Here is a 21836-nt window from a genome sequence, read left to right as displayed (position 1 = left end):
TATGCCTCCTCAAATTTCCGACTCCATTTTCACCTATCGTATGTCAATAATAAAAAAATTAATGGGCACAACGAAGTTTAGTTGATTATGTTCCATCTTTTTAACACGGTATGACTAAACCATCAATTTGACAAAAGTGACAACTTGTTTATAGAATTAAGTTGTTACTTGTTAATATTTATACGTTTATGTAAGAAATAATAGAAAGGAGATGTACTATGAAACTCATCAAGTTATTGAAAATAGGCATAGCATTTATATGCCTTATTGTGTTAACTGCATGTGGTTCGGAAAATGAGGACACAAAGAATACGGATAAAGGTGAAATCAATTTAGCATATGTTGAATGGGATACTGAGGTTGCATCTACACATGTAGTAGGACAAGTACTAGAAGATTTAGGATATAAGGTAACACTGACACCTTTAGACAATGGGATTATGTGGGAAGCACTTGCAAACGGAGAGGTCGATGGTATGGTATCTGCTTGGTTGCCACAAACACATGCCCCACAAGTAGAAAAATACAACAATAAGATAGAGAACTTAGGAGAAAACCTAACTGGTGCTAAGATTGGTTTGGTTGTACCAAGTTATATGGATGTCGATTCTATTGAAGATTTAACAACCCAAGCTAATCAAACCATTACAGGCATTGAACCAGGAGCTAATATGATGGCTACGACAGAAAATGCCTATAAGGAATATAAGAATCTGGAAGGTTGGAATGTATTGACCTCGTCTGCTGGTGCAATGACCGCAGCCCTCAGTCAAGCTATCTCTAATAATGAAGAAATCATCATCACGGGCTGGTCACCACACTGGATCTTTAATGCCTATGATTTAAAATACTTAGATGACCCCAAAGGTTTGTATGGAACAGAAGAATATATTGGCACTTTTACGCGGAATGGTTTCAAAGAGGATGCCCCTGAAGCCTATAGTGTCCTTGACCGTTTCAACTGGAGTGCTGAAGATATAGAAAGTGTAATGTTTGATATAATGGAAGGCATGAGTGCCACAGATGCTGCGAAAAAATGGATTGCTAACAATCAAGATAAAGTAGCCGAATGGACGAAAGATGTACAAGCATAAAAAGAGAACCCATTTACTACTCATTAGTAAATAGATTCAGATTGTAGACGGCTCATTCTATAATAGAATGAGCCGTCTACATTTTTTAACGTTCCCAAAAATGAGGGGGGTTTCAGGAGCGTAATCATGAACTAGCAAACTTCTGGAGAAAAGTAGCTAAAGTTCATCCTCTCTACACTGTATTGTAGAACAAGGAATATTCTTTATATGATAATGATAATCATTATCATATTGATTGTCAACATTCATAAAAATGATTTTTTCATTTATCAGTAGCTATCTTCCGTTTTTTGGAAAATAAAACATTCCTGGTTGGCTGCTTGCTTTCCTTTGTGAGATCGCCTTCTCCGCAACCGTGTACTGAACCTCTACAGTAGATTTTTACGACCAATATCATGCATTACATACAGAGAGACGACCTTGACCTCTCACCATGCCAAAAGCTTTTGAATAGGAAATTTAAAATAGGAAGCTGCTACCTATAAGATACTGGCAGCAGCTTCCTAGCTAAAATTAAAAGCATATAGTAAAGAATTTATAAATTATTGAACTATTTCAGGGTGAAAACCATCTTTTTGGAAGTAATCCTTATGTGACCAAATATTTAATTTTGCATTCTGAGCTTTTTGTTGAATAGCTCCAAATGCATCTTCAAATGTATTGTTTGGCTTATGAATATAACGTACAACTGCAAGCCCTTCGTTTAATAAAGATTCCTGTAATAAGACATCATCTACAAACACGTAGGCTAGAAGGCGATCATAATTGTCTGTTTCTGGTCCAACATCATAGACAGCTTCAATTTTATTAGCCCTTTCCAATAAATTGATCGTATACTCTTTTGCTTCTTCCGCATATGGCTGAGCGCCACCTTTGTTGTAATTCATTTCAGGAGTATCCACCATTAATAGACGAATTTTTCGTTTCTCACCATTAATTGTCGCCTGAATCGTATCCCCATCATATGCTTTAATATAGTCTATCTCAAAGCGTTTATTACCTGTTTTTTCTTCCACTTGTTCAATGGTAATAGTACCTTGCTGATCTGTAACTGATTTAGTATCTTGATCTTCCGCAGGTGATCTGCCAAATATCATGTACAATGCTACAGCCAAAATAATCGTACCACTTGTTATTAATGTTTTTATGTCTTGCATTTTCATGTAGTAGGCCCCTCACAACTAATCATCATTTCTTATACTTACGATTCGTATAAGTTGTGCACCTCATCATCAAGAAGATGACAAGTTACACGATGTTTCTATTGTAAAATATCAAGCTACTACATTCAAGCTATCATCTATTCACAGCTACCCAATGATTAGGAGTAACCTCTACTAGTTGACTATTTTCTACCTCATAACGTATTTTCACATCTTCTGCATGTTCAGCTTCATTATATTTCTGCTTCTCTATTGCAGGATCTGGAATAGGAATAGAACGTAATAATGCACGTGTATATGGATGTTGTGGGTTAGCGTATAGCTCTTCACTTTCTGCCAGTTCTACAATCTTTCCACCATACATGACGGCTACACGATCGCTGATATGCTTTACCATGGATAAATCATGGGCAATAAATAAATACGTCAATCCAAGCTTTTGTTGTAATTCTTTTAATAAATCAACAATCTGCCTTTGAATGGAAACATCCAGTGCCGATAAGGGTTCATCACAAACAATAAAGTTTGGCTCAACCGCCAATGCTCTCGCAATACCAATTCGTTGACGCTGACCTCCTGAAAATTCATGAGGATAACGCATGGCATGCTCTTTTTTCAAACCAACAAGTTCAAGCAATTCCTCTACCCGTTGTCGCCTCTCCTCATGTGTCTTCACCAGACCATGAATATCTAGAGCCTCGCCAATAATGTCTAAGATTTTTTTGCGAGGATTTAACGATGAATAGGGGTCTTGGAAAATAATTTGCATATGGCGACGCATTGCCTTTAGCTGTTTTTTCGATAGCCTTGTTACAGGTATCCCTTGATAGAGAACCTCTCCATTTGTAGGTTGATGAAGTTGAAGAATCGTCCTACCTGTAGTCGATTTACCTGAACCAGATTCACCAACCAAGCCCAATGTTTCACCAGGATATATATAGAACGATAAATCATTCACTGCTTTCAACGTTTGACCACGACCTAATGGAAATTCTTTGGATAGATGGGTCACTTCTATTAACGGCTTATGTCGATCGATACCTGGTTGAATAGTAGCAATCTCTTTTGGCTGCTTTTTCTCATGCAGTTTTGGTAAGGCATTCAATAATTTCTGGGTATACGGATGTTGGGCATTTGCAAAAATTTCTTCTGTTGTGCCCTGTTCAACTATTTCTCCTTCTTTCATCACTATGATGCGATCACACATACCTGCAACAACGCCTAAATCGTGTGTAATTAAAATAATAGACGTTCCCATTTTCTTTTGCATATCGCGCATCAATTTTAGGATTTGAGCTTGAATAGTAACGTCCAGTGCTGTTGTTGGCTCATCTGCAATAAGCAGTGAGGGATTACAAGCAAGCGCCATAGCAATCATTACGCGTTGACGCATACCACCTGAAAATTCATGAGGGTATTGTCGATACCGTTCTTCTGCATCTCTAATACCAACCAGTTTTAATAATTCTATTGTTTGTTGATAGGCTTCGGTTTTTGACATTGACTGATGCTTGATTAAACTTTCAGCCACTTGATCACCTATTCGAATAGTAGGGTTTGTGGATGTCATCGGATCTTGGAAAATCATACTAATATCTTGTCCACGTATCCCTTCCATTTGTTTTTCATTAAATTCAGTGAGTTCTTGCCCCTTAAACACAATTGAGCCAGATTTCAAAAATGAAGGTGGCGATGGTAATAAACGCATAATGGAGCGAGCCGTTACACTTTTCCCGCTTCCAGACTCTCCCACAATTCCTAGTGTTTCACCTTTATTTAAATGGAAGCTAACGTCCTTAACTGCTTCAAATTCTGTCTCCCCTGTGATAAAGGATACGCGAAGATTATTGATTTCTAAAAGCTTTTCACTCATTCGACCCATCCTTTTTAAAATTTGTGATTGACTTACTTTCAAGTATAATCCATACTTTACAATACTGATAGGAATTATACAATATAATGCTGAATATTTTATTTACGTTTGGAGGAAATGCATGGTTACTTCAAAAAATCATTTAAAACTCGAGAAATTTATTTTCTTTTCTACGGTTTATCAAAAACTAATGCATCAAAAGCCTTATCATCTACTTCTTTTTCTTTTTAGTATTTTAGTTCACCCTTTTACATACTTTATCTATCGGAAAAGGAAACTTTCAAACACTTATGATCAGGCTTTTGCATTGCGTAGTCAGTACTATATAGAGCATGGATTGGTTGCCCAGTGGCAAAAGGAATTTGAGCAACAAGAAATAGCAAAAGCTACATTTTTTAAAGAGGCTGTATTGGAATCACAAATTCAGCTCACAGCCAAACACTTAGCTCAAAGAAAGCTTCAGCAGCAAGTGGATCAGGATTTACAAAAAGAGGACATACAACAACTATCCTATGCCCAATTTTTTAATCAGCAACTAACTAACAAACGTTTTGTGGCTCTTACCTTTCTACCAGCTGTTTTATTTTATGTAGTACTTATCTTATTTGCGAATCCATTTCTGCAATTTATCATTGAACGTATTTTACAAAGCTTCATTGTGATTGTTGGTGTGGCTACATTAGTGTTTACCATTTTATATTTATCACCTTTTGATCCAGCAAGAAACATACTCGGAGTTGAAGCAACACCTGTGCAAATAGAAAACTTTAATCGCATTCATGGTTTGGATCAACCTTATTTATCACAGCTATGGAACGCATTATCCGGTCTATTTACATTTGATTTAGGTACATCCTTTGCAGGTAAAGAAGATATCACACATAGCATTGCTACAAAATTTCCTGTCACTCTTGAAATTGCCGTATTGTCGTTGCTAATGGCTATTGCTATTGCCATTCCAGTCGGGATTATTTCAGCTGTTCGTCCAAACTCATATTTGGATTACACATTTATGTTCATTGCTTTAATTGGCTTATCCATCCCAAGCTTTTGGCAAGGTTTAATTTTTATTTTGACATTTGCTCTAAAGCTACAATGGTTTCCAGCTACCTATAATCCTCATAATTGGCTATCGCTCATCATGCCAATTGTCGTCTTAGGAACATCCATTACGGCATCTATTGCTAGGATGACAAGGTCAAGTATGCTTGAGGTGATTCATGAGGATTACATTATTACAGCAAAAGCTAAGGGCTTAAATGAATTCAAAGTGATTTCAAAACATGCCATTCGTAATGCTATGATTCCGATTATTACGGTGATTGGACTTCTTTTTGGAGGTATGTTGGGAGGCGCATCTGTAACAGAAAAGGTATTCAACATTAGTGGGATTGGTAGCTATATCGTCGATAAACAATTTATCCCTGATATTCCGGCCATTCTTGGCGGCGTTGTTTATATCGCCATCACCATTTCGATTGTCAATTTATTCATTGATATCATGTATGCCTTTTTTGATCCACGCATTCGCTCGAAAATGAAGAAGTCTTAAAGGAGGATCACCTGTGAAAAACATCTTACATGTCAAACTACTCTTGAAGATTACACAGGAATATGTCAATTCTCATTTTACTTTTGTCTTTTCCTTACTGTTTTCTTTACTATTTCTAGCCTATAGCTATAATTTTTCCAGCAATAGCTGGCGACCAGTGGTTCTGCTTCTTTTTGTTATTTATGCCATTATTACGGCATATGTTGCCTTCGTCAATTTACGAATTAAAAGGGATTTAGCAACGCATGGTGCCATTCAAAATAATACTCGAATGTTTGGCTATCCCCTTTTAATAACGATACTGTCAGGCAATATTTTTTCGACATCCTTTGCATTTATGCTTGTGTCAAAAAGAAAGACTGCAGAATATACTTTTGCTGCCTATGCCTTTATAACACAGCTATTTATCTTAGGTATTGCAGCATTGAATTTATTTAAGCCATATGTAACAGATACGTTTTTACTAGCAATGAGCGTTTTCCTAGTACTCTCGCTTCTTTATATCGTGATGGCCATTTTATGTACAAAGTATATTACAGCAACTGAGGCACCTAAATGGATGCTTATTCCAGGTATTGTCCTCCTATTGGCGACTTTCACTGGTAATCTATTTGCGACTTTACTAGGATATAGCCTCATCCAAAAGGCTCGAAAAGCAAATCCATCTTCTATTGAGAAATGGCAAAAAATATGGGAGAAGATTTTACGCAATACAATGGCTGTTTTCGGCTTATTCTTCATTATTTTCATGTTCTCGTTATCCGTGACAAGCTCTTGGACTTTCGACTATGATTTCGCTACTGAAAATAATTATGGAGCATTGCTACAAACACCGACATTAGAATATCCACTAGGCACAGATAATTATGGTCGAGATTTATTTTCTCGTATTGTGTTTGGGGCACAAATATCATTAATCGTCGGATTTTTCTCCACGATTATCCCCGCAGTTATTGGGGGCGCATTAGGAGCATTTTCAGGCTATTATGGTAAATCCACTGATAATATCATCATGCGAAGTCTCGATATTTTATATGCCATTCCTGGGATATTGTTAGCCATTGCTATTATTGCTGCATTTGGTGCTAATACGGTAAATCTAATTATTGCACTTAGTGTTGGAGCCATTCCAACCTATGCCCGTACAATGCGGGCAAATGTTATGCAGCTTGCTAATTATGAGTTTGTAGAATCGGCTAGAGCTTTAGGTGCATCTGATGCAGCTATTATTTTCAAGCACATTGTCCCCAATTCTTTAGCACCAATGATTGTGAAAGCAACATTAACGATTGGCGGAGCTGTTATTTCAACAAGTAGCTTGAGTTTTTTAGGGCTTGGTATTGAGCCACATATTCCCGAATGGGGCAATATTTTAAAAGTTGGTAGTACGTACCTGGAAACACATTCATATGTCGCTATTTTCCCAGGTCTTTGTATTATGCTTCTTGTCCTCTCCTTTAATTTCTTAGGAGATGGTTTACGAGATGCTTTAGATCCAAAAACAAATTAATCGGAGGTAACTATGAAGAAATTACTTGTATTTTTATTCGTTGCAGTACTAGCTTTGGCTGGCTGTGTACAAACAAAAACTGACGTAGAAGGCGGTAAAGATCCAAAAGATAGTGACAAGAGCAATGACAAAATTGCCATTGAAGTATTAGGAATGGCAGCTTCTGAAGAAGACATGAACATTGTACGTGACCAATTAGTAAAAAATGGTTTTGATGTAAAGCTAAATATTCAACCAGATTACGGTTCTTTCTCTGCTCAAAAAGAAGCAGGTAACTATGACCTTGCTCTTTCAAGCTGGACGACAGTTACAGGGAACCCTGATTATGCTGTTCGTGGTTTATTTAAAACTGGCGGTGACTACAGTGTGGTGGCAGATTCAAAACTAGATGCGCTGATTGATGAAGCGAGCACATTGACTGGTGAAGAAGCAGCAGCTAAATATAAAGATTTAGAACAATTATTAGTATTCGATCAAGCTTATATTGCACCTTTATATATTTCCAATAAGTACCAAGGTATCTACTCTGAACTTGTAAACCCTAAAACAGTACTTTTACCAAAATCTCGTGCACAGGTCTGGGAAAAAATGGAATTTAATGATACATCTAAAAATGCAACAGAACCTTTAATTTTACACCAAACAATCAATTCTCTTACTTCACTAGACCCGATCAAAGGGAATGATGGTTCAATCAACACATTAAACACAAATATGTATGTTCGTCTTGTTAACTTAACAGACACTGATGAAGTTGTGTCAGATGGTTCATTATCTTATAACCATGTAATGGCTGAAGGTAATCAAGAATATTACTTCCTTTTACGCGATGATATTAATTTTGCAGCAGTGAAAGATGGTGCAGCTGTTGATACAGGTGAATTAGTGTCAGCTGAAGATGTAGTCTTCTCATTAAACCGTGCGAAAGACGCTAATTCAGTACCAGATCATCGTACTTACAGCATTCATGAAAACATTGAAACAGTCGAAATCGTTTCTGATTTAACTGAATTACAAAATAAAAAAGTAGCAGGCTCTGAGCAATCCGTTTTAGAAGCATTATCACAAAATCTACCTGCTTCTGTAGCGCAATTAGCAAAAGATAAAGGTGCTGTTAATAATGCAGCAGGTGCATACCAAGTTGTTAAAATTACAACACCTACACCTTTCCCACAAGTATTAAACTATTTAGCCCACCAATCTGGTGGTATCGTATCTGAAAAACAAGTAACAAGTATTAATACGTATGATGTGGCTAACTACAACCCTGACAAGGACATTGCCTATGGTGATCAAGCTACTGTAACGGAAGGTTCAGCTACATTCAATAACCAATTATATGCAAGTGGTCCTTACATTTTAGTGAATAAAAATGATTATGAAGCACAGTTTGTGAAAAATCCTGCTTATCGAGCTGGCAGCGAATATGAGCCAAAAATTGCTAAAATCAATGTCCGTTTTATCTCTGATGTCGATAGCGCCCTATCTGCATTACGTAATGGTGAAATTCATGTTCTACAAACAGTACCAGAAACAAAACTGGATATTGTTAAATCAGATACTAAACTAACATTAAATACGGCAGATAGTAATGCTGTGTCGTACCTACAAATGAATACATCTGGCCGTGCGGTGTCTGATTCAGCAGATTTACGTAAAGCAATTCTATACTCTATTAACCAAGATGAATTCATTAGCTATTATCAAGGCAATAAAAAACCAGCTGTATCCACAGTTTCTCCATTAATTGATACAGGTTTAAAACTTGAAGCAGACAGCGAAAAAGTAAAAGAATTTGTAAAAGCATATAATGATCATAAGTAATACAAAAAAGAGCCTTCTCAAAAAATTTGAGAAGGCTCTTTTTTAATGGAAGAAACTCATTTTATATTTCATTATGTGATTTTGGCTTTGGCCCTAGCTCTTCAGGTTCGATATCAGCAAATGTTTCGCCTTCCTCTTCTAAATCACGCATACGATGTGCAATACGTGAAGCCGCTGAAGCTGCTATACTAGCAACCAAATCATCTAAGAACGTGTTGACATGATGTCCAGGTTCTGTATCTAGTTTTTTGATAATCCCTATTTTTTGCTTGTCTAAGTGACCAAAAGTGGTAACGGCAATGCTGCCATATGTAAATACAGATCCTAGTGCAATTGTTTCGTCTACACCAAATAAACCTTCATCTGATTCGATAATTTGTTGTAGTGGTGAAGATAATAACTTCTTCTCTGCTAATTCATCTAATTCAATTCCTACTAATAAAGCATGTTGCACTTCTCGCTTACGTAATACACGTTCAACAGAATGAACACAATGCTCTAGTGTTAAACCTTCATTATAGGTTTTTTGCATTTCGTAAACAATTTCAGCGATATCCTCTATCGCTACACCTCTACGATTTAACGCGGCTTGAGCTGCCTTTGCTACTTCGTCAGAGTGCACACGAATACTTTTATTATGCATAATTAACCCTCATTTCGATTTTTATTGCTAGTATAATGCTAGCCCAACCTATTATACCTTTACTTACGTAATATGGTACAATTTTGTTACAAACACAAGAAGGAGTGTCATCATTGGATAAGGGAACAGTACAGGATTTAACATTTTACAGTGAGTCATTACAGGAAGAATTACAGCTCTATATTTATGTTCCTGCAAATTATTCTCCACTATATAAATACAATATTTTAATCGCATCAGACGGTAAAGATTATTTCCAGCTTGGTGGTATTACCAAGCTAGCTGATGAACTGATTGATGACTATGAAATCGAAAATTTAATTATTGCATTTGTTCCTTACAAAGACATAAAAGATCGACGTCATAAATATATCCCGAGCGGTGAGCAACATGAAGCCTATCTTCGCTTTTTAGCACATGAGCTAGTGCCGTATTTAGATCAGGAGTATGCCACTTACCAAATGGGTATGAGTCGTGGAGTGATTGGTGACTCTATGGCTGCTACTGCTTCCTTAATGGCTGCTTTAAAATATCCAAGTATCTTTGGCAAAGTCATACTACAATCCCCTTATGTAGATGAGGATGTATTAAAGGCTGTGGAAAATTTTAAAGATCCAGGATCTATTTCTATCTACCATATCGTCGGCAAAGGCGAAGATCAGGTTGTGACAATGGATAAAACCATCAAAGATTTTTTAACACCTAATCGTCAATTGCATGATCTCATGATAAATAAAGGGTTTACTACATTTTATGACGAGTTTGATGGCAATCATACATGGAAATATTGGAAACCAGACCTTCGTCGTGCATTAATTGAAAATTTCAATTAATATTAGGCGATTCAAATTACGAAAACTGAAATTTCTGTTATACTTAATGAGAAAAATTGTTTATTTTCGGGAGGTAATGGACTATGAAGTACGGTATTGTGGCATTTCCATCAAAAAAATTGCAAGATTTAGCGAATACTTATCGCAAACGATACGATCCTCATTATGCAAAGATTACACCGCATATGACATTAAAAGACAGCTTCGATGCGTCTGAAGAAGAGATTCAAACCATCGTCAAGCAATTAGATGAATTTGCTGCTAAATATGCACCTTTAAACATTCATGCATCTCGCATTAGTTCGTTTTTCCCTACAACAAATGCGATTTACTTCCGCATTGAACCAACAGAACAATTAGCAGCATTTCAACATGAACTTCAAGAAAAAATCCCTTATGGGGAAATGAAGCATGTATTTGTTCCACACATTACAATCGCTCAAAAAATGTCAGATTCAGAGCATGATGATATTTTTGGTCAATTACGCATGACAGGCGTTGATGAAAAAGATACAATTGATCGCATTCATCTTTTATATCAATTAGAAGATGGTTCATGGACAACTTACGAAACATTCCGTTTGTCTGGAGCTGAGTGATTGTTGTATAACGTTAAAATTGTTGAAACAAAGCAAGAACACGATGATGCCTTTGCTATTCGCAAAAAAGTATTTGTTGAAGAGCAAGGTGTTCCGCTTCATCTAGAATGTGATGCTGAGGATGCAACTGCAACACATTTCATTATGTATGATAACGATGAGCCTGTAGGTGCAGCACGTTTACGCAGTATTGACAACAATACAGCTAAAATTGAGCGTGTTTGTATTTTACAATCTCAACGCGGCAAAAAATTAGGCGCGTTAATCATGAAGGAAATGGAGAATCATGCCATTTCCATCAATAAAAAAACCTTAAAACTTCATGCACAAAGCTATGCAATTCCCTTTTACGAAAAGCTAGGCTTTACAGTTACCTCACCTGAGTTTATGGATGCAGGTATTCCCCACCGTGCTATGGAGAAAAATATTTAATGAAAGGGTGTTACGATATTTATAATGTCGCAACACCCCTTTTTTATGAGACGAATTCGCTTGCCACCATTTATCTACTCTATCGTAACAAGCTGCATTGCCAAGTAGATATGCCATGCGCTACTTCATCATTCTAGTGATTTTATCGAAATCTAGTGATGCTCCATCTTGAATAATAGATTGTACTAATTTATCTTCTAACTCTTGCGTAATCGATCTGTTAGATATTTTAGCAACACGTCGTACAATTTTTCTTACTTGTTTTTCACTGGTAAAATCCGCATGTTGAATGGCATTGGCTAATGCGAAGATTTCATCCATCGATACACCTGTTTTTTGCTCAATCGAATTAAAAAACGAGCGATGCATGTTTTCCCTCCTATCATTAAAACTCAAAATGACCTTGCGTCTTGCACGAAACATTTCGCAAATGGTGGAGGCCTTAACTTTATTTAGAATTTCCTAAATAAAAGCTAAAGCCTTTATTATGTTCATCAAATTAGATGTAAGTAGCGCCAACAATAATTAATAGAATGAATAGTACAACAATTAGAACAAATGTAGAACCATAACCATAGTTGTTGTTGCCTCCAGAGTATCCTCCGCAGTAGCTATTGTTCCACCCACCAACGTTATTTCCGTACGGTTGTGAGCCCCAGCCTTGGTATCCCATAAAAGCACCCCTCCCTTCTACAACCTATAATATGTTTCGGTCGTAAAAATGGGAGGGGTATTCGTCTAGTCAATATTCCCTTTTGGTCTAAATATTAAGGCACCAATAAAGCCGAACACAATAGCAGCACTGATTCCTGAGCTTGTTACTTCGAACATGCCTGTTAATACGCCAACAAGTCCATGTTTTTCTGCCTCTGCCAAAGCACCATGTGTTAATGAATTCCCGAAGGATGTAATGGGCACTGTCGCCCCTGCTCCAGCAAAATTAATTAATGGCTCGTATAAGCCCATACCATCCAAAATCGCACCTACAACCACTAACGTACTTAGTGTATGGCCCGGTGTTAAATTACCAACATCCATTAATAATTGGCCTATGACACAAATAATGCCTCCAACAATAAATGCAAATACAAAAGTCATAACCATGTTTTTTGCCTCATTTCATCGTAATTTCTATCGCATGTGCTGTACATGGAATCGTCTCGCCTTGCTGATAGGATAGCGGAGATAATAACGCCCCCGTTGCTACTAGTAAAACTCGCTTATAGCTCCCTGCACGCATTTGTTGAATAACATAACTAAAAAAAACAGCTGCCGAACAGCCTGCTCCACTTGCACCAGATTGGAATGCTTCATCCTGTCCATAAAATTCAGCACCTGCATCACGTAATAATGAGAGCTCTTCATTTTTTACGCCATTTTCCACAAGCATACCTTTCAATAGCTTTAAGCCAAGCTGTCCCAAATCGCCTGTTAAAATTAAATCGTAATGATAAATTTTTTGATTTCTCTGTTGTAAATGAGATTGAATCGTCTGGAAAGCAGCAGGTGCCATTGCAGCACCCATATGGAAAGGATCATCCATACCATAGTCAACAGACTTGCCAATTGTTGCCGCTTCTATAGAAGGATATTCCTCGCGATGCTTCCCAATTAACGCATAACCAGCAGCAGTTACAGTCCACTGGGCTGTTTGCGGTTTTTGAGCGCCATAATTGATGGGGTAACGAAATTGGCGTTCAATTGCATTATGTTGACTAGAGGCACCTGCTAATGAAAAATTAGCAGCACCTAACTCAGTTAACAGACATGCAATAATGACTGAAGATACGGAAGTGGCACATGCAGAGAATAGTCCAATAAAAGGGATTTCTAAATCCCTAGCGGCAAAATTAGTTGGTGTCATTTGATTGACTAAATCTCCGCCCATTAAATAATTGATATCACCTTTTTGCACGCCCATTTTTTTCATAGCGTATTCACAAGCTTCTTCAATCATTTTGCGATGACCCTGTTCATTTGTTTTCATTTGCCAACGTTCATCATCATAAACGGAGTCAAAATACTGACTAAAAACACTCCGATTTTCTAAAGGACCCGCTACCACTCCACCAGCTAAAAGAGAGGGTTTCGATTGAAATACAATTACCATGAAACCACTCCTATCGTTACGAGGATATATTTAATGAGCGCTACAAAAAATGCTGACACTACGCCAAATAAAACAACTGATCCTGCTAATTTAAATAAATTTCCGCCAACTCCCAAGACTAGCCCTTCAGAACGATGCTCGATAGCTGCCGAAATAACAGCATTCCCAAAGCCTGTTACTGGAACTGCCGATCCAGCCCCAGCAAATTGACCAATTCTTTTATAAAGGCCAAGACCTGTTAATATCATGGCGAAAAATACCATCGTTGCAACAGTTGGATTTCCTGCTGTTGCCTCTGTAAAATTGAAGAAAATAATATAAAAAAGAGACACAGCTTGACCAATTGCACAAATAAAACCGCCAACGAAAAAGGCTTTTGCTACATTCTTTAAATAAGGGGGCTTTGGTGTAACATTTTGCTCTAACTGTTGATATTGCTCTTTTTCCATTTATGTCTCCTCCTTTGCAAGCTCTTTTAGTTCTGTAATTTTATCGCTTAATTTATTATCTTCCATCTGATCCTTTTTTATTTTATTGGCTTCATAAAAAATTTTGTAATCAGCGGAGACAAACACATCTTTGTTTGGATATTTCTCTTCAAATTTCTTTTGCAATTTTTTCTCTAACTTAGTTTTTTTCCACTTTTCCCATGGTTTAATTTGTACTGCAATAAGCATACTATCGTCATATTGGATAACCGTTGAGCGATCAACATAGTCTTCTTCTTTTATAAGGGTTTCGACTTCACTTTCATTTTGTGGAGACCCATAGACGATAAATTTTTCCTTTTCAGCACAACCATTTAACAGCGATAAAACAACTAAGAGAGGTAACGTCATTCCTAGTAGCCTCAAGTTTTACCCTCCTTTTCTTTACAGTTTCTCCACACATAAAAAAACTATTCATTCAAAGAAATACACAAAAGCCCGAGTCCAGTTTTCAAAAGTACATATTGTAGAAGTAGTAACAAGGAAAGGGGGTGACAATATGGGTTGTGGTAAGCCAACAAATCCTATTGGACCAATCCATTCAGCAGGCTGCGTTTGTGACGTAGTTCGCGCTATTTTAGATATTCAAAATCAAGCGGTGCGAGATGAGTGTTCTCCATGTACAGCAAACTGTTTCTTAGAGCCACTAGGCGGGATTGTTAGTCCTGCTCGCTCACAAGCAGATACACGTGTTTTCATGTTAATTACAAAAGATGGTACTCCTTTCAAAGCATTCTTTAACTCTCCAACAGCAGATCCTTGTATTTGTACATCCGTATTCTTCCGCGTAGAAGATATGTTTGATGAATGCTGTGCTACTTTACGTGTTTTAGAGCCTTTATGTACATTTGACTCTAGTGAAAGTACAGTAGACTTACTAAGCAAAGATGGTTGTTGTATCAACATGAAGAAAATCTGTAAAGTAGATGACTGGAGCTCAACAGATAGCTGTATTACTGTGGATTTATCTTGCTTCTGCGCTGTACAATGTATCGCTGATGTTGACTTAGGGATTTGTGACTAATTCTTTCACCTTTGACACACACACATAAAAAAAGTGTACAGCATCCTCTGCTGTACACTTTTTTTATAAAGTTGGCAATTTTCTTCCGCGCCAAAGTATTTGCTGTATATCTTCAAAATGAATGATTTCCTGTATTTTTAATTCTAATGATGTGAGCATTAAAGAATCATTCTGTACATCTGAAGCTGTCCCTGTTAATTTTCTACCATCCTTTAAACAAACTAATAATGGCTGATAGGCTCTCTGACGAAATGGTTTTTCTAAAAACTGGAGCTGTTTCAGTAAATAAGGATCTATTTGTACTTCATCCACTGTCTCATTTTTTTCTTCAACTATTTGCTCATCGAACATAGTGTCCTTTACATAGACAGATGTACTTTCATCCAAATCAAGTTCATGTAACACCTTAGAAATATTTAAAAAATATGATGGTGATTTTATAAACAAGCGTGGTTCTTGATCCACTTTACTCACTTCCCTTTTTTCCATACAATATGCGAAAGTAAGCAAATTGGTTCTTAGCCTATTTGGCTTAAGAAAACTGTCGCTAAGCCCAAATAAATTAAAATACTTGTAATATCATTTAATGTAGTAATAAAGGGTCCTGATGCAACAGCAGGGTCAATTTTTAGTCGATGCATTAACAATGGAATAAATGAACCAGCTAATGTTGCCACTAAAATAGAACCACAAAGCGCTGCCCCTACTAACATACCTAGGACAAGTTCATGTTTCCAAAAATAAACGATCCCAATAACAATTAATCCACAAACAATGCCTGACATTAAGCCAGTACCTGCTTCACGTAATAGTAACTTCAATTTACTATGTTCTTCTACATCACCTGTTGCAATCCCTCGAATGGCCACGGCCAATGCCTGTGTTCCACTATTACCTGAAGTTCCTGAAATTAATGGAATAAAGACCGCTAGTAAGGCAACCTTATCTAAAGTATCCTCAAATTGCCCCATTAGGTTAGCTGTTAACATACCTAGAAACAGTAGAACTACTAGCCATGGCAAACGTTTTTTAGCTGCTTGGAATGGTGTTACATCAAATTTATCCATATCCGAAATACCAGCTAATTTAGAGTAATCCTCAGAAGCCTCTTCATCAATAACATCAATAATATCGTCAACCGTGATAATACCAAGTAATTCTCCTTTATCATCAATAACAGGTGTCGCTAAAAAATTATAATCCTTCATAATTTGCGCGACTTCTTCTTGGTCATCGCCTACATGTACCATTACGACACGTTCATTCATAATTGACCGAATAAGTGTATCCTCGTCAGCAATGATTAAGTCACGTAACGATATAACACCCGTTAGACGATGTTCTTCATCCACAACAAAAATATAATAAACGGTCTCTGCATCTGGTGCCTCTTTACGCAAAATAGCCATAGCTGAACGAACTGTTGAATTTTCTGGTATAGCGACATATTCAGTGGTCATGATAGAGCCAGCAGTATATTCATCGTAGCTTAGTAGCTCATTAATATCTTCTGCCGCTTCTTCATCCATCATTTCTAAATAGCTTTCGCGCTGTGCTGTATCCAGTTCATTTAAGACATCTGCCGCATCATCCGCATACATATGAGATAGCATTTCTGCACCGTATGATGGATCCATTTCAGCAAGATATGCTTTATACTCATCATCTTCAATATCGATTGCCTCAAAAATATCAGCCATTTCTGTCGGAGACAAGAACGAATAGATGATTTTCCTTATATCAGGTTCCACCTTTTCATAAAACGTTGCCTGATCATATGGATGAAGTTCTAAAAACTCATCACGGAATGCGTCAATATTATGTGCTTCCAGCATTTCTCGTAGATGTGCCTCATCAAATTGCACATCATCCTTTTCATTTCTTTCCTCTATCATGCTTGTCCCCTCCTTCCGAGCTTTCAATCATTTTACGGGCAATGCTGCCGTAAATCTACCTTCTATATAATAGAGTGTAATGTACCTTTTCTGCAAACTCTTTTTTAAGTTATATTTATGAGCAATTGGGCAGATTTTTATAAAATTCAATATTACGCCTAAAATCATGGCGATTCTATTTTACTATACCTTACCTTTGTCACTTTGTTATGAATAAGGTGTAAAATAATCTAATTCTCTAAACTCCAGGATAGTTGTTGTTGACGCGCAGATAAACAATACATCCAATTTTCACCTACCATACGACCTGTGATATTAAGAATCTCCCTCGTGAAGAAATACGCAGTTTAACCTAATTCAAAAAATGATAAGGAGATGCTCGTTTGCGCGAACACCTCCTTTTATCAAAAATTTATGCTGAAGATTCCTTCAGTAATCTTTGCATGTCTTCATTTAGCATACTTGTAAAGTGTAATGGCACACTTGTTAAAGGATGTTCCATACTTAAAGATACACAATGTAATGCTTGTCGATCAATTTGAAGACGACTACCACCATAAAGGTCATCCCCCACAAGTGGATGTCCAAGATGCGACATGTGCACGCGAATTTGATGTGTACGCCCTGTATGCAGTTGAAGTCGTACATATGTCATTGGTTCAGCACCCAGTGAAAAACGCTTCAGAACCTTTACATCCGTATGTGCATATTGCCCATCTTCTCGTACTTCTCTTTCAATAATACTAGCTTCTTTACGACCAATCGGAGCTATAATCGATTGAAAGTTTTGTTCGATATGTCCATGTACAATGGCTTCATATTGTCTTGAAATCTCTCTCTTACGCTGAGCAAGCCCTGTTAAATGATGAATATGAGCATGCTTAGCTATGCATAGTAAACCTGATGTATCTCGGTCTAGCCTTGTAACAATATGAGCCGTAGAGGCCAATCCTTGTTGCTGAAAATAGCCACAAACTAAATTTGCAATGCTGTTGGTTGGATGCTCTCGTGAGGGTATCGTACTTTGATGAGCTGGTTTGTTGATCACTATGATGGCATCATCCTCGTATACAATGGACAAATCTCCATGCTCGATAGCAAGCCCTTCACTTTTTTCTTCAGGAGGAAACGTTACTCTCACACAATCTCCAACTTGCAGGATATGTCTTACATTACGTTCGACATCATTTACAGTCAACATGCCACCATCAAACTTAATAGCTGTTAGAGCTCGCTTAGAAATACGCCACTCTTGAAGAGCCTCTCGTAATAATTGGCCATTTTTCTTCGCCTCAAATTGTAATGTAAATCTTGTATCCACGTTATTCATTTGCAACAAATGATTCATGCACTCGCTCCCAAAATGGGAATGGTCGGAAACGGGCAAAACGTACTCTTTCATTTGCTACATTAAACGCAATGGCTTTGACATCACCTTGCGTAATTTGCAAGTGATCAACAGTCATATTAAAATTTTGTTCATTTACAGGACGCAATACACAATGATGGTGTGCTGGTAAGATTAATGGCGATCCTACTGTCCTGAAAACCCGGTTATTAATTGAGGCAATTTCAGTGACTTGGAGTGCCGCTAGTGTAGGATGTATGATGGCTCCACCTAGAGCTTTATTATAAGCCGTACTACCCGAGGGAGTGGATACACAAAGACCATCACCACGGAAACGCTCAAATTGATTGCCATTTAACTCTACATCCATCACAAGTGTAACATCTGGCGATTTGACGGTTGCTTCGTTTAAAGCCAGATACGTATTTGATTCGGCATTATGATGCTCTACCCTTACTTCCAGCAGTGGATATTCCACAACATTAAAATCCTTCTTAGCAATGGACAAAACTAATTTTTCTAATTCAGATGGTTTCCAATCCGCATAAAATCCTAAATGCCCTGTATGGATACCAACGAAGGCTACCTGATCTAATAAATGGGAGTATCGATGAAAGGCATGCAATAGTGTGCCATCTCCTCCAATCGAAACAACAATTTCTGGCGTCTCTTCATCATAGGTCAAGCCAAAATCCTGTAAATAGGTTTTAGCAAGTTCCATCAGCTCGTTGGATTGTGCATCTCTACGTGATTGAATCGAAAATTTCATTGTGCGTCACGCTCCTTCTCCGTTAGTAAATTAGGATTCGATGCTTCTTTATATTCGCTAAAGTAGGCCTGTGCCTCTTGAATTTCACTACGAATGGATGACATTTCTTCATCCAACCGAAATGCTGCCTCTGCAGCACTTTGCAAGCGATTCTTAATTTCTTCTGGGAACATGCCCTTATATTTATAATTTAAAGAATGCTCTATTGAAGCCCAGAAATTCATGGCTAGTGTTCGAATTTGTATTTCCGCTAATACTACTTTTTTTCCTTGAATTGTTTCAACAGGATACTCCACTATCATATGGTAGGAGCGATAACCACTAGGCTTATTATGTGTAATATAATCGCGTTCTTCCACTACACGCATATCTTTTCGCTGACGAATTAGCTCAGTTACCGTTGAAATATCATCAACAAATTGACACATAATCCGAAGGCCAGCAATATCACCAAGTTCATCACCAAGTTGTTTAGAAGGCTCAAAAGCTAGTCCTTTTTCTAACGTTTTGTCATATATACTTGCTAAAGGCTTGACACGTCCTGTGACAAATTCAATTGGCGAATTGGCATTAACAATACCAAATTGCGAACGCATGCCCTTTAATTTTACTTTTAATTCGTCTACTGCTTGTTTATAAGGACTTAAAAAAATTTCCCATTGTCCCATTGTAAAAACCTCCCGACAATCGGTATCGAACACCACCGTCTGTTCGTTTTGTCTTTCTATTCAGCGAGAATAGCCTTGAAGTGTTGTTCCACTGCTTGGACAAATTCTGCCCCATAATTGTAATTTCCTTCAATATTATACACGAGCATTTCTAATTCCTCGTAGAAATTTGTCAGTTCGATCACTTCTTCACCTATTCGTAGCAATGGATTTTTCCCTTTTTGTAAAATATGTACAAGATTCTCCCAACTACTCGGTGGAAAACGCAAGTAATGATAGTCTTCACCTGCATCAAGTAAATAAATGAATGCAAAATCATCTGAATCTGCAATGAGTTGTCCAGCAGGTTTTAACTGTAAATTTACTTCATTGTCGTTTAAACTAAAATGAAGTTGATCTTGTTCAAAATTCGATGTATCTATTGTATAAATTTTACGCACATGCGGTTCCCCTTTTCGTTGTACTCTTCCTCTTATTTTAGCACACAGGGTAAATAGTTGCAGTGTGTAAATATTAATTCGAGCGAAACAACGGATGAAAAATAAAAAATAAATAGGTGACTATAAATGACACAAGAAATTGAAATTGAATTTAAAAATCTATTAACAAAACAACAATACGAGCAATTATTACAAGAGTTCCACATTAGTCAAAATGCTATTCATCGTCAAACAAATCATTATTTTGACACACCTAATCAAGCAATTCGCAACCTACAAAGTGGTCTTCGTATTAGACAAATTGGTGATTATTTCGAATGCACGCTCAAAGAAAAAAACGCCGAGCATGCTCACCTTGAAACGACGGATGAAATAACAGCAAGAGAGGCGCAACAAATGTTAGATGGCAATGGATTTTATGCTCAAGAGGTAACTAAAAGATTAGCTTTTTATAACATTCCTTTAGAACAATTGCATGTATTTGGTTCTCTCACTACAGATCGTGTCGAAATCCCCTACAAAGAGGGACTTCTCGTTTTTGATCATTCTTTCTATTTGCAGTGCGACGATTATGAGGTAGAATATGAAGCAAAAGATGCAATAAAAGGAAATATAATTTTCGACGAATTTTTACAACAATATGGTATTGATAAGCAACCAACTGATAAAAAAATTGCCCGTTTTATGAAGGCACTAAAAGCACAAAATTTATAAAAGTAGAAAAAGGAAGGTGTCTGACTCCTTGGATATTCAATCATTCAAATCTTTATTAGAAATTCGGGCATTGCAAACACTTGGATCTAGCGAAAGTTCACCCACAGACAATGAGTCTATTTTTTCTGACATGATTAACGAATTATTAGGAGAAACTTCGACAGCAAGTAATGCTAAATTATCAAGCTTGCTTGCTACAGGAACAGCAAATAATTCAAATTTCGTCAACAAATTGGCTACTTTGGAGCAAAATCCAGTAGAATCATTACTTTACAAAGGCTCTAATGCTGTGTTTATACCTGAATCAGTCAAACAAGCTTTAGCAAACACATATGCTAATAACAAACTTGATTCCTATGTTTCAGACGATGTAATAGGCTCTACAGCATATGCCAATTCACTAGCAGGATCAAATGAGTATACTGCCATTATTGAAAAAGCAGCAGCTACTTATCAGATACCCGCGAAGCTTATTGCGGCGGTTATTAAACAAGAATCTAATTTTAATCCAACTGTAGTAAGCCATGCGGGGGCGCAAGGTTTAATGCAACTCATGCCCAAAACAGCACAATATTTGGGTGTGACTGACGCTTTTGATCCAGAGCAGAATATTATGGCTGGTGCAAAATATTTGCGGCAAATGCTAGATAAGTTTAATAATGACCCTTCACTAGCATTAGCAGCTTATAATGCTGGCGCATCTCGTGTTACGAAATATGGAGGAATCCCTCCTTTCAAAGAAACACAGAATTATGTCAAAAAAGTGATGAATTACTTTACAGTGTAATCGCATCTTTCCCGTTATCTATGTCATTTCCAACAAATTTCACCCATAGTGGTGAAATTTGTGCTTTTGT

General features: G+C 37.2%; 25 protein-coding genes. 10 read left to right on the top strand and 15 right to left on the bottom strand.

Annotation, left to right across the window (positions count from 1 at the left end; all coding sequences use genetic code 11):
* Positions 1 to 218: 218 nt before the first annotated feature.
* Complete coding sequence (locus NY607_RS19740; RefSeq protein WP_131522055.1) at positions 219 to 1094, top strand: glycine betaine ABC transporter substrate-binding protein; 876 nt, start codon at positions 219 to 221, stop codon at positions 1092 to 1094.
* Between the two features lie 542 nt (positions 1095 to 1636).
* Here NY607_RS19740 and NY607_RS19735 read toward each other — a convergent pair.
* Both NY607_RS19735 and NY607_RS19730 read right to left on the bottom strand, forming a co-directional pair.
* Positions 1637 to 2257: a thermonuclease family protein gene (locus NY607_RS19735; protein ID WP_131522056.1), complete on the bottom strand. Its 621-nt coding sequence runs from the start codon at positions 2255 to 2257 to the stop codon at positions 1637 to 1639.
* A gap of 133 nt (positions 2258 to 2390) precedes the next feature.
* A complete protein-coding gene (locus tag NY607_RS19730) occupies positions 2391 to 4130 on the bottom strand; it encodes an ABC transporter ATP-binding protein (RefSeq protein ID WP_131522057.1) in 1740 nt (579 codons plus the stop codon).
* A gap of 121 nt (positions 4131 to 4251) precedes the next feature.
* Between NY607_RS19730 and NY607_RS19725 the strand changes: the two genes are divergently transcribed.
* Genes NY607_RS19725 through NY607_RS19715 form a run of 3 tightly spaced genes read left to right on the top strand, consistent with a single transcriptional unit; the run spans position 4252 to position 9016 of the window.
* Positions 4252 to 5682, top strand: a complete 1431-nt coding sequence (locus tag NY607_RS19725; protein WP_259420224.1) for an ABC transporter permease — start codon at positions 4252 to 4254, stop codon at positions 5680 to 5682.
* Positions 5683 to 5695: 13 nt separating this feature from the next.
* Positions 5696 to 7192: an ABC transporter permease gene (locus tag NY607_RS19720; protein ID WP_259420223.1), complete on the top strand. Its 1497-nt coding sequence runs from the start codon at positions 5696 to 5698 to the stop codon at positions 7190 to 7192.
* A 12-nt stretch (positions 7193 to 7204) separates the two neighbouring features.
* The gene (locus NY607_RS19715; RefSeq protein ID WP_259420222.1) at positions 7205 to 9016 is read left to right on the top strand and encodes an ABC transporter substrate-binding protein; all 1812 of its coding nucleotides are present in this window, start codon (positions 7205 to 7207) and stop codon (positions 9014 to 9016) included.
* A gap of 61 nt (positions 9017 to 9077) precedes the next feature.
* On the opposite strand, the gene NY607_RS19710 is transcribed toward NY607_RS19715, so the two are convergent.
* Positions 9078 to 9659: a phosphatidylglycerophosphatase A family protein gene (locus NY607_RS19710; protein WP_259420221.1), complete on the bottom strand. Its 582-nt coding sequence runs from the start codon at positions 9657 to 9659 to the stop codon at positions 9078 to 9080.
* A gap of 113 nt (positions 9660 to 9772) precedes the next feature.
* On the opposite strand from NY607_RS19710, the gene NY607_RS19705 reads away from it, so the two are divergent.
* From NY607_RS19705 to NY607_RS19695, 3 genes are all read left to right on the top strand, one after another.
* Positions 9773 to 10492: an alpha/beta hydrolase gene (locus NY607_RS19705; protein WP_131522062.1), complete on the top strand. Its 720-nt coding sequence runs from the start codon at positions 9773 to 9775 to the stop codon at positions 10490 to 10492.
* An 83-nt stretch (positions 10493 to 10575) separates the two neighbouring features.
* A complete protein-coding gene (locus NY607_RS19700; RefSeq protein ID WP_131522063.1) occupies positions 10576 to 11091 on the top strand; it encodes a YjcG family protein in 516 nt (171 codons plus the stop codon).
* Between the two features lie 3 nt (positions 11092 to 11094).
* Positions 11095 to 11523, top strand: a complete 429-nt coding sequence (locus tag NY607_RS19695; RefSeq protein ID WP_259420251.1) for a GNAT family N-acetyltransferase — start codon at positions 11095 to 11097, stop codon at positions 11521 to 11523.
* A 120-nt stretch (positions 11524 to 11643) separates the two neighbouring features.
* Here NY607_RS19695 and NY607_RS19690 read toward each other — a convergent pair whose 3' ends face one another.
* The 6 genes from NY607_RS19690 to NY607_RS19665 all read right to left on the bottom strand — a co-directional run bounded on the left by NY607_RS19690 (position 11644) and on the right by NY607_RS19665 (position 14487).
* Positions 11644 to 11892, bottom strand: coding sequence for a stage VI sporulation protein F (locus NY607_RS19690; RefSeq protein ID WP_004230969.1), 249 nt, complete (start codon positions 11890 to 11892; stop codon positions 11644 to 11646).
* Between the two features lie 130 nt (positions 11893 to 12022).
* Positions 12023 to 12196 (bottom strand): YjcZ family sporulation protein, encoded by a 174-nt coding sequence (locus tag NY607_RS19685; protein ID WP_004230967.1) that lies wholly within the window; start codon positions 12194 to 12196, stop codon positions 12023 to 12025.
* Between the two features lie 65 nt (positions 12197 to 12261).
* Positions 12262 to 12621: a stage V sporulation protein AE gene (spoVAE, locus tag NY607_RS19680; protein ID WP_369700615.1), complete on the bottom strand. Its 360-nt coding sequence runs from the start codon at positions 12619 to 12621 to the stop codon at positions 12262 to 12264.
* A 16-nt stretch (positions 12622 to 12637) separates the two neighbouring features.
* Entirely contained in the window at positions 12638 to 13633 is a 996-nt protein-coding gene (locus NY607_RS19675; protein ID WP_131522064.1) for a stage V sporulation protein AD, read from the bottom strand.
* Complete coding sequence (spoVAC, locus tag NY607_RS19670) at positions 13627 to 14082, bottom strand: stage V sporulation protein AC (protein WP_004230957.1); 456 nt, start codon at positions 14080 to 14082, stop codon at positions 13627 to 13629. Before spoVAC ends, NY607_RS19675 begins: the two co-directional genes overlap by 7 nt.
* Positions 14083 to 14487, bottom strand: a complete 405-nt coding sequence (locus NY607_RS19665; protein ID WP_227744986.1) for a YhcN/YlaJ family sporulation lipoprotein — start codon at positions 14485 to 14487, stop codon at positions 14083 to 14085.
* A gap of 133 nt (positions 14488 to 14620) precedes the next feature.
* Between NY607_RS19665 and NY607_RS19660 the strand changes: the two genes are divergently transcribed.
* Positions 14621 to 15145: a CotY/CotZ family spore coat protein gene (locus NY607_RS19660; protein ID WP_004230953.1), complete on the top strand. Its 525-nt coding sequence runs from the start codon at positions 14621 to 14623 to the stop codon at positions 15143 to 15145.
* A gap of 63 nt (positions 15146 to 15208) precedes the next feature.
* Here NY607_RS19660 and NY607_RS19655 read toward each other — a convergent pair whose 3' ends face one another.
* The 6 genes from NY607_RS19655 to NY607_RS19630 all read right to left on the bottom strand — a co-directional run bounded on the left by NY607_RS19655 (position 15209) and on the right by NY607_RS19630 (position 20265).
* Positions 15209 to 15610, bottom strand: a complete 402-nt coding sequence (locus NY607_RS19655) for a hypothetical protein (RefSeq protein ID WP_231595610.1) — start codon at positions 15608 to 15610, stop codon at positions 15209 to 15211.
* A 53-nt stretch (positions 15611 to 15663) separates the two neighbouring features.
* A complete protein-coding gene (gene mgtE, locus NY607_RS19650; RefSeq protein ID WP_048392024.1) occupies positions 15664 to 17040 on the bottom strand; it encodes a magnesium transporter in 1377 nt (458 codons plus the stop codon).
* Positions 17041 to 17452: 412 nt separating this feature from the next.
* Positions 17453 to 18388 (bottom strand): RluA family pseudouridine synthase, encoded by a 936-nt coding sequence (locus NY607_RS19645; RefSeq protein WP_131522066.1) that lies wholly within the window; start codon positions 18386 to 18388, stop codon positions 17453 to 17455.
* Complete coding sequence (locus NY607_RS19640) at positions 18363 to 19157, bottom strand: NAD kinase (RefSeq protein ID WP_004227435.1); 795 nt, start codon at positions 19155 to 19157, stop codon at positions 18363 to 18365. The genes NY607_RS19645 and NY607_RS19640 overlap by 26 nt, the downstream gene beginning before the upstream one ends.
* Positions 19154 to 19825 (bottom strand): GTP diphosphokinase, encoded by a 672-nt coding sequence (gene yjbM / locus NY607_RS19635; protein WP_004227437.1) that lies wholly within the window; start codon positions 19823 to 19825, stop codon positions 19154 to 19156. Before yjbM ends, NY607_RS19640 begins: the two co-directional genes overlap by 4 nt.
* 56 nt (positions 19826 to 19881) lie before the next feature.
* Complete coding sequence (locus NY607_RS19630) at positions 19882 to 20265, bottom strand: UPF0738 family protein (protein WP_004227440.1); 384 nt, start codon at positions 20263 to 20265, stop codon at positions 19882 to 19884.
* Positions 20266 to 20391: 126 nt separating this feature from the next.
* On the opposite strand from NY607_RS19630, the gene NY607_RS19625 reads away from it, so the two are divergent.
* Both NY607_RS19625 and NY607_RS19620 read left to right on the top strand, forming a co-directional pair.
* Positions 20392 to 20979 carry a CYTH domain-containing protein gene (locus tag NY607_RS19625; protein WP_259420220.1) on the top strand — a complete coding sequence of 196 codons (588 nt, stop codon included), beginning with the start codon at positions 20392 to 20394 and terminating at the stop codon, positions 20977 to 20979.
* Between the two features lie 28 nt (positions 20980 to 21007).
* Positions 21008 to 21766 (top strand): lytic transglycosylase domain-containing protein, encoded by a 759-nt coding sequence (locus tag NY607_RS19620; protein WP_131522068.1) that lies wholly within the window; start codon positions 21008 to 21010, stop codon positions 21764 to 21766.
* Positions 21767 to 21836: the final 70 nt, after the last annotated feature.

The organism is Lysinibacillus sp. A4 (assembly GCF_024919535.1).
Taxonomy (GTDB): domain Bacteria; phylum Bacillota; class Bacilli; order Bacillales_A; family Planococcaceae; genus Lysinibacillus; species Lysinibacillus capsici.
Note: the sequence above shows the minus strand (reverse complement) of the source record. Positions and strands in the feature narration are given on the sequence as shown.

Excerpts from the sequence above, each read along its gene's own strand:
- NY607_RS19740 (WP_131522055.1), top strand. The coding sequence starts at position 219 with ATGAAACTCATCAAGTTATTGAAAATAGGCATAGCATTTATATGCCTT.
- NY607_RS19735 (WP_131522056.1), bottom strand. The coding sequence starts at position 2,257 with ATGAAAATGCAAGACATAAAAACATTAATAACAAGTGGTACGATTATT.
- NY607_RS19730 (WP_131522057.1), bottom strand. The coding sequence starts at position 4,130 with ATGAGTGAAAAGCTTTTAGAAATCAATAATCTTCGCGTATCCTTTATC.
- NY607_RS19725 (WP_259420224.1), top strand. The coding sequence starts at position 4,252 with ATGGTTACTTCAAAAAATCATTTAAAACTCGAGAAATTTATTTTCTTT.
- NY607_RS19715 (WP_259420222.1), top strand. The coding sequence starts at position 7,205 with ATGAAGAAATTACTTGTATTTTTATTCGTTGCAGTACTAGCTTTGGCT.
- NY607_RS19710 (WP_259420221.1), bottom strand. The coding sequence starts at position 9,659 with ATGCATAATAAAAGTATTCGTGTGCACTCTGACGAAGTAGCAAAGGCA.
- NY607_RS19700 (WP_131522063.1), top strand. The coding sequence starts at position 10,576 with ATGAAGTACGGTATTGTGGCATTTCCATCAAAAAAATTGCAAGATTTA.
- NY607_RS19690 (WP_004230969.1), bottom strand. The coding sequence starts at position 11,892 with ATGCATCGCTCGTTTTTTAATTCGATTGAGCAAAAAACAGGTGTATCG.
- NY607_RS19685 (WP_004230967.1), bottom strand. The coding sequence starts at position 12,196 with ATGGGATACCAAGGCTGGGGCTCACAACCGTACGGAAATAACGTTGGT.
- spoVAE (WP_369700615.1), bottom strand. The coding sequence starts at position 12,621 with ATGACTTTTGTATTTGCATTTATTGTTGGAGGCATTATTTGTGTCATA.
- NY607_RS19675 (WP_131522064.1), bottom strand. The coding sequence starts at position 13,633 with ATGGTAATTGTATTTCAATCGAAACCCTCTCTTTTAGCTGGTGGAGTG.
- spoVAC (WP_004230957.1), bottom strand. The coding sequence starts at position 14,082 with ATGGAAAAAGAGCAATATCAACAGTTAGAGCAAAATGTTACACCAAAG.
- NY607_RS19660 (WP_004230953.1), top strand. The coding sequence starts at position 14,621 with ATGGGTTGTGGTAAGCCAACAAATCCTATTGGACCAATCCATTCAGCA.
- mgtE (WP_048392024.1), bottom strand. The coding sequence starts at position 17,040 with ATGATAGAGGAAAGAAATGAAAAGGATGATGTGCAATTTGATGAGGCA.
- NY607_RS19645 (WP_131522066.1), bottom strand. The coding sequence starts at position 18,388 with ATGAATCATTTGTTGCAAATGAATAACGTGGATACAAGATTTACATTA.
- NY607_RS19640 (WP_004227435.1), bottom strand. The coding sequence starts at position 19,157 with ATGAAATTTTCGATTCAATCACGTAGAGATGCACAATCCAACGAGCTG.
- yjbM (WP_004227437.1), bottom strand. The coding sequence starts at position 19,825 with ATGGGACAATGGGAAATTTTTTTAAGTCCTTATAAACAAGCAGTAGAC.
- NY607_RS19625 (WP_259420220.1), top strand. The coding sequence starts at position 20,392 with ATGACACAAGAAATTGAAATTGAATTTAAAAATCTATTAACAAAACAA.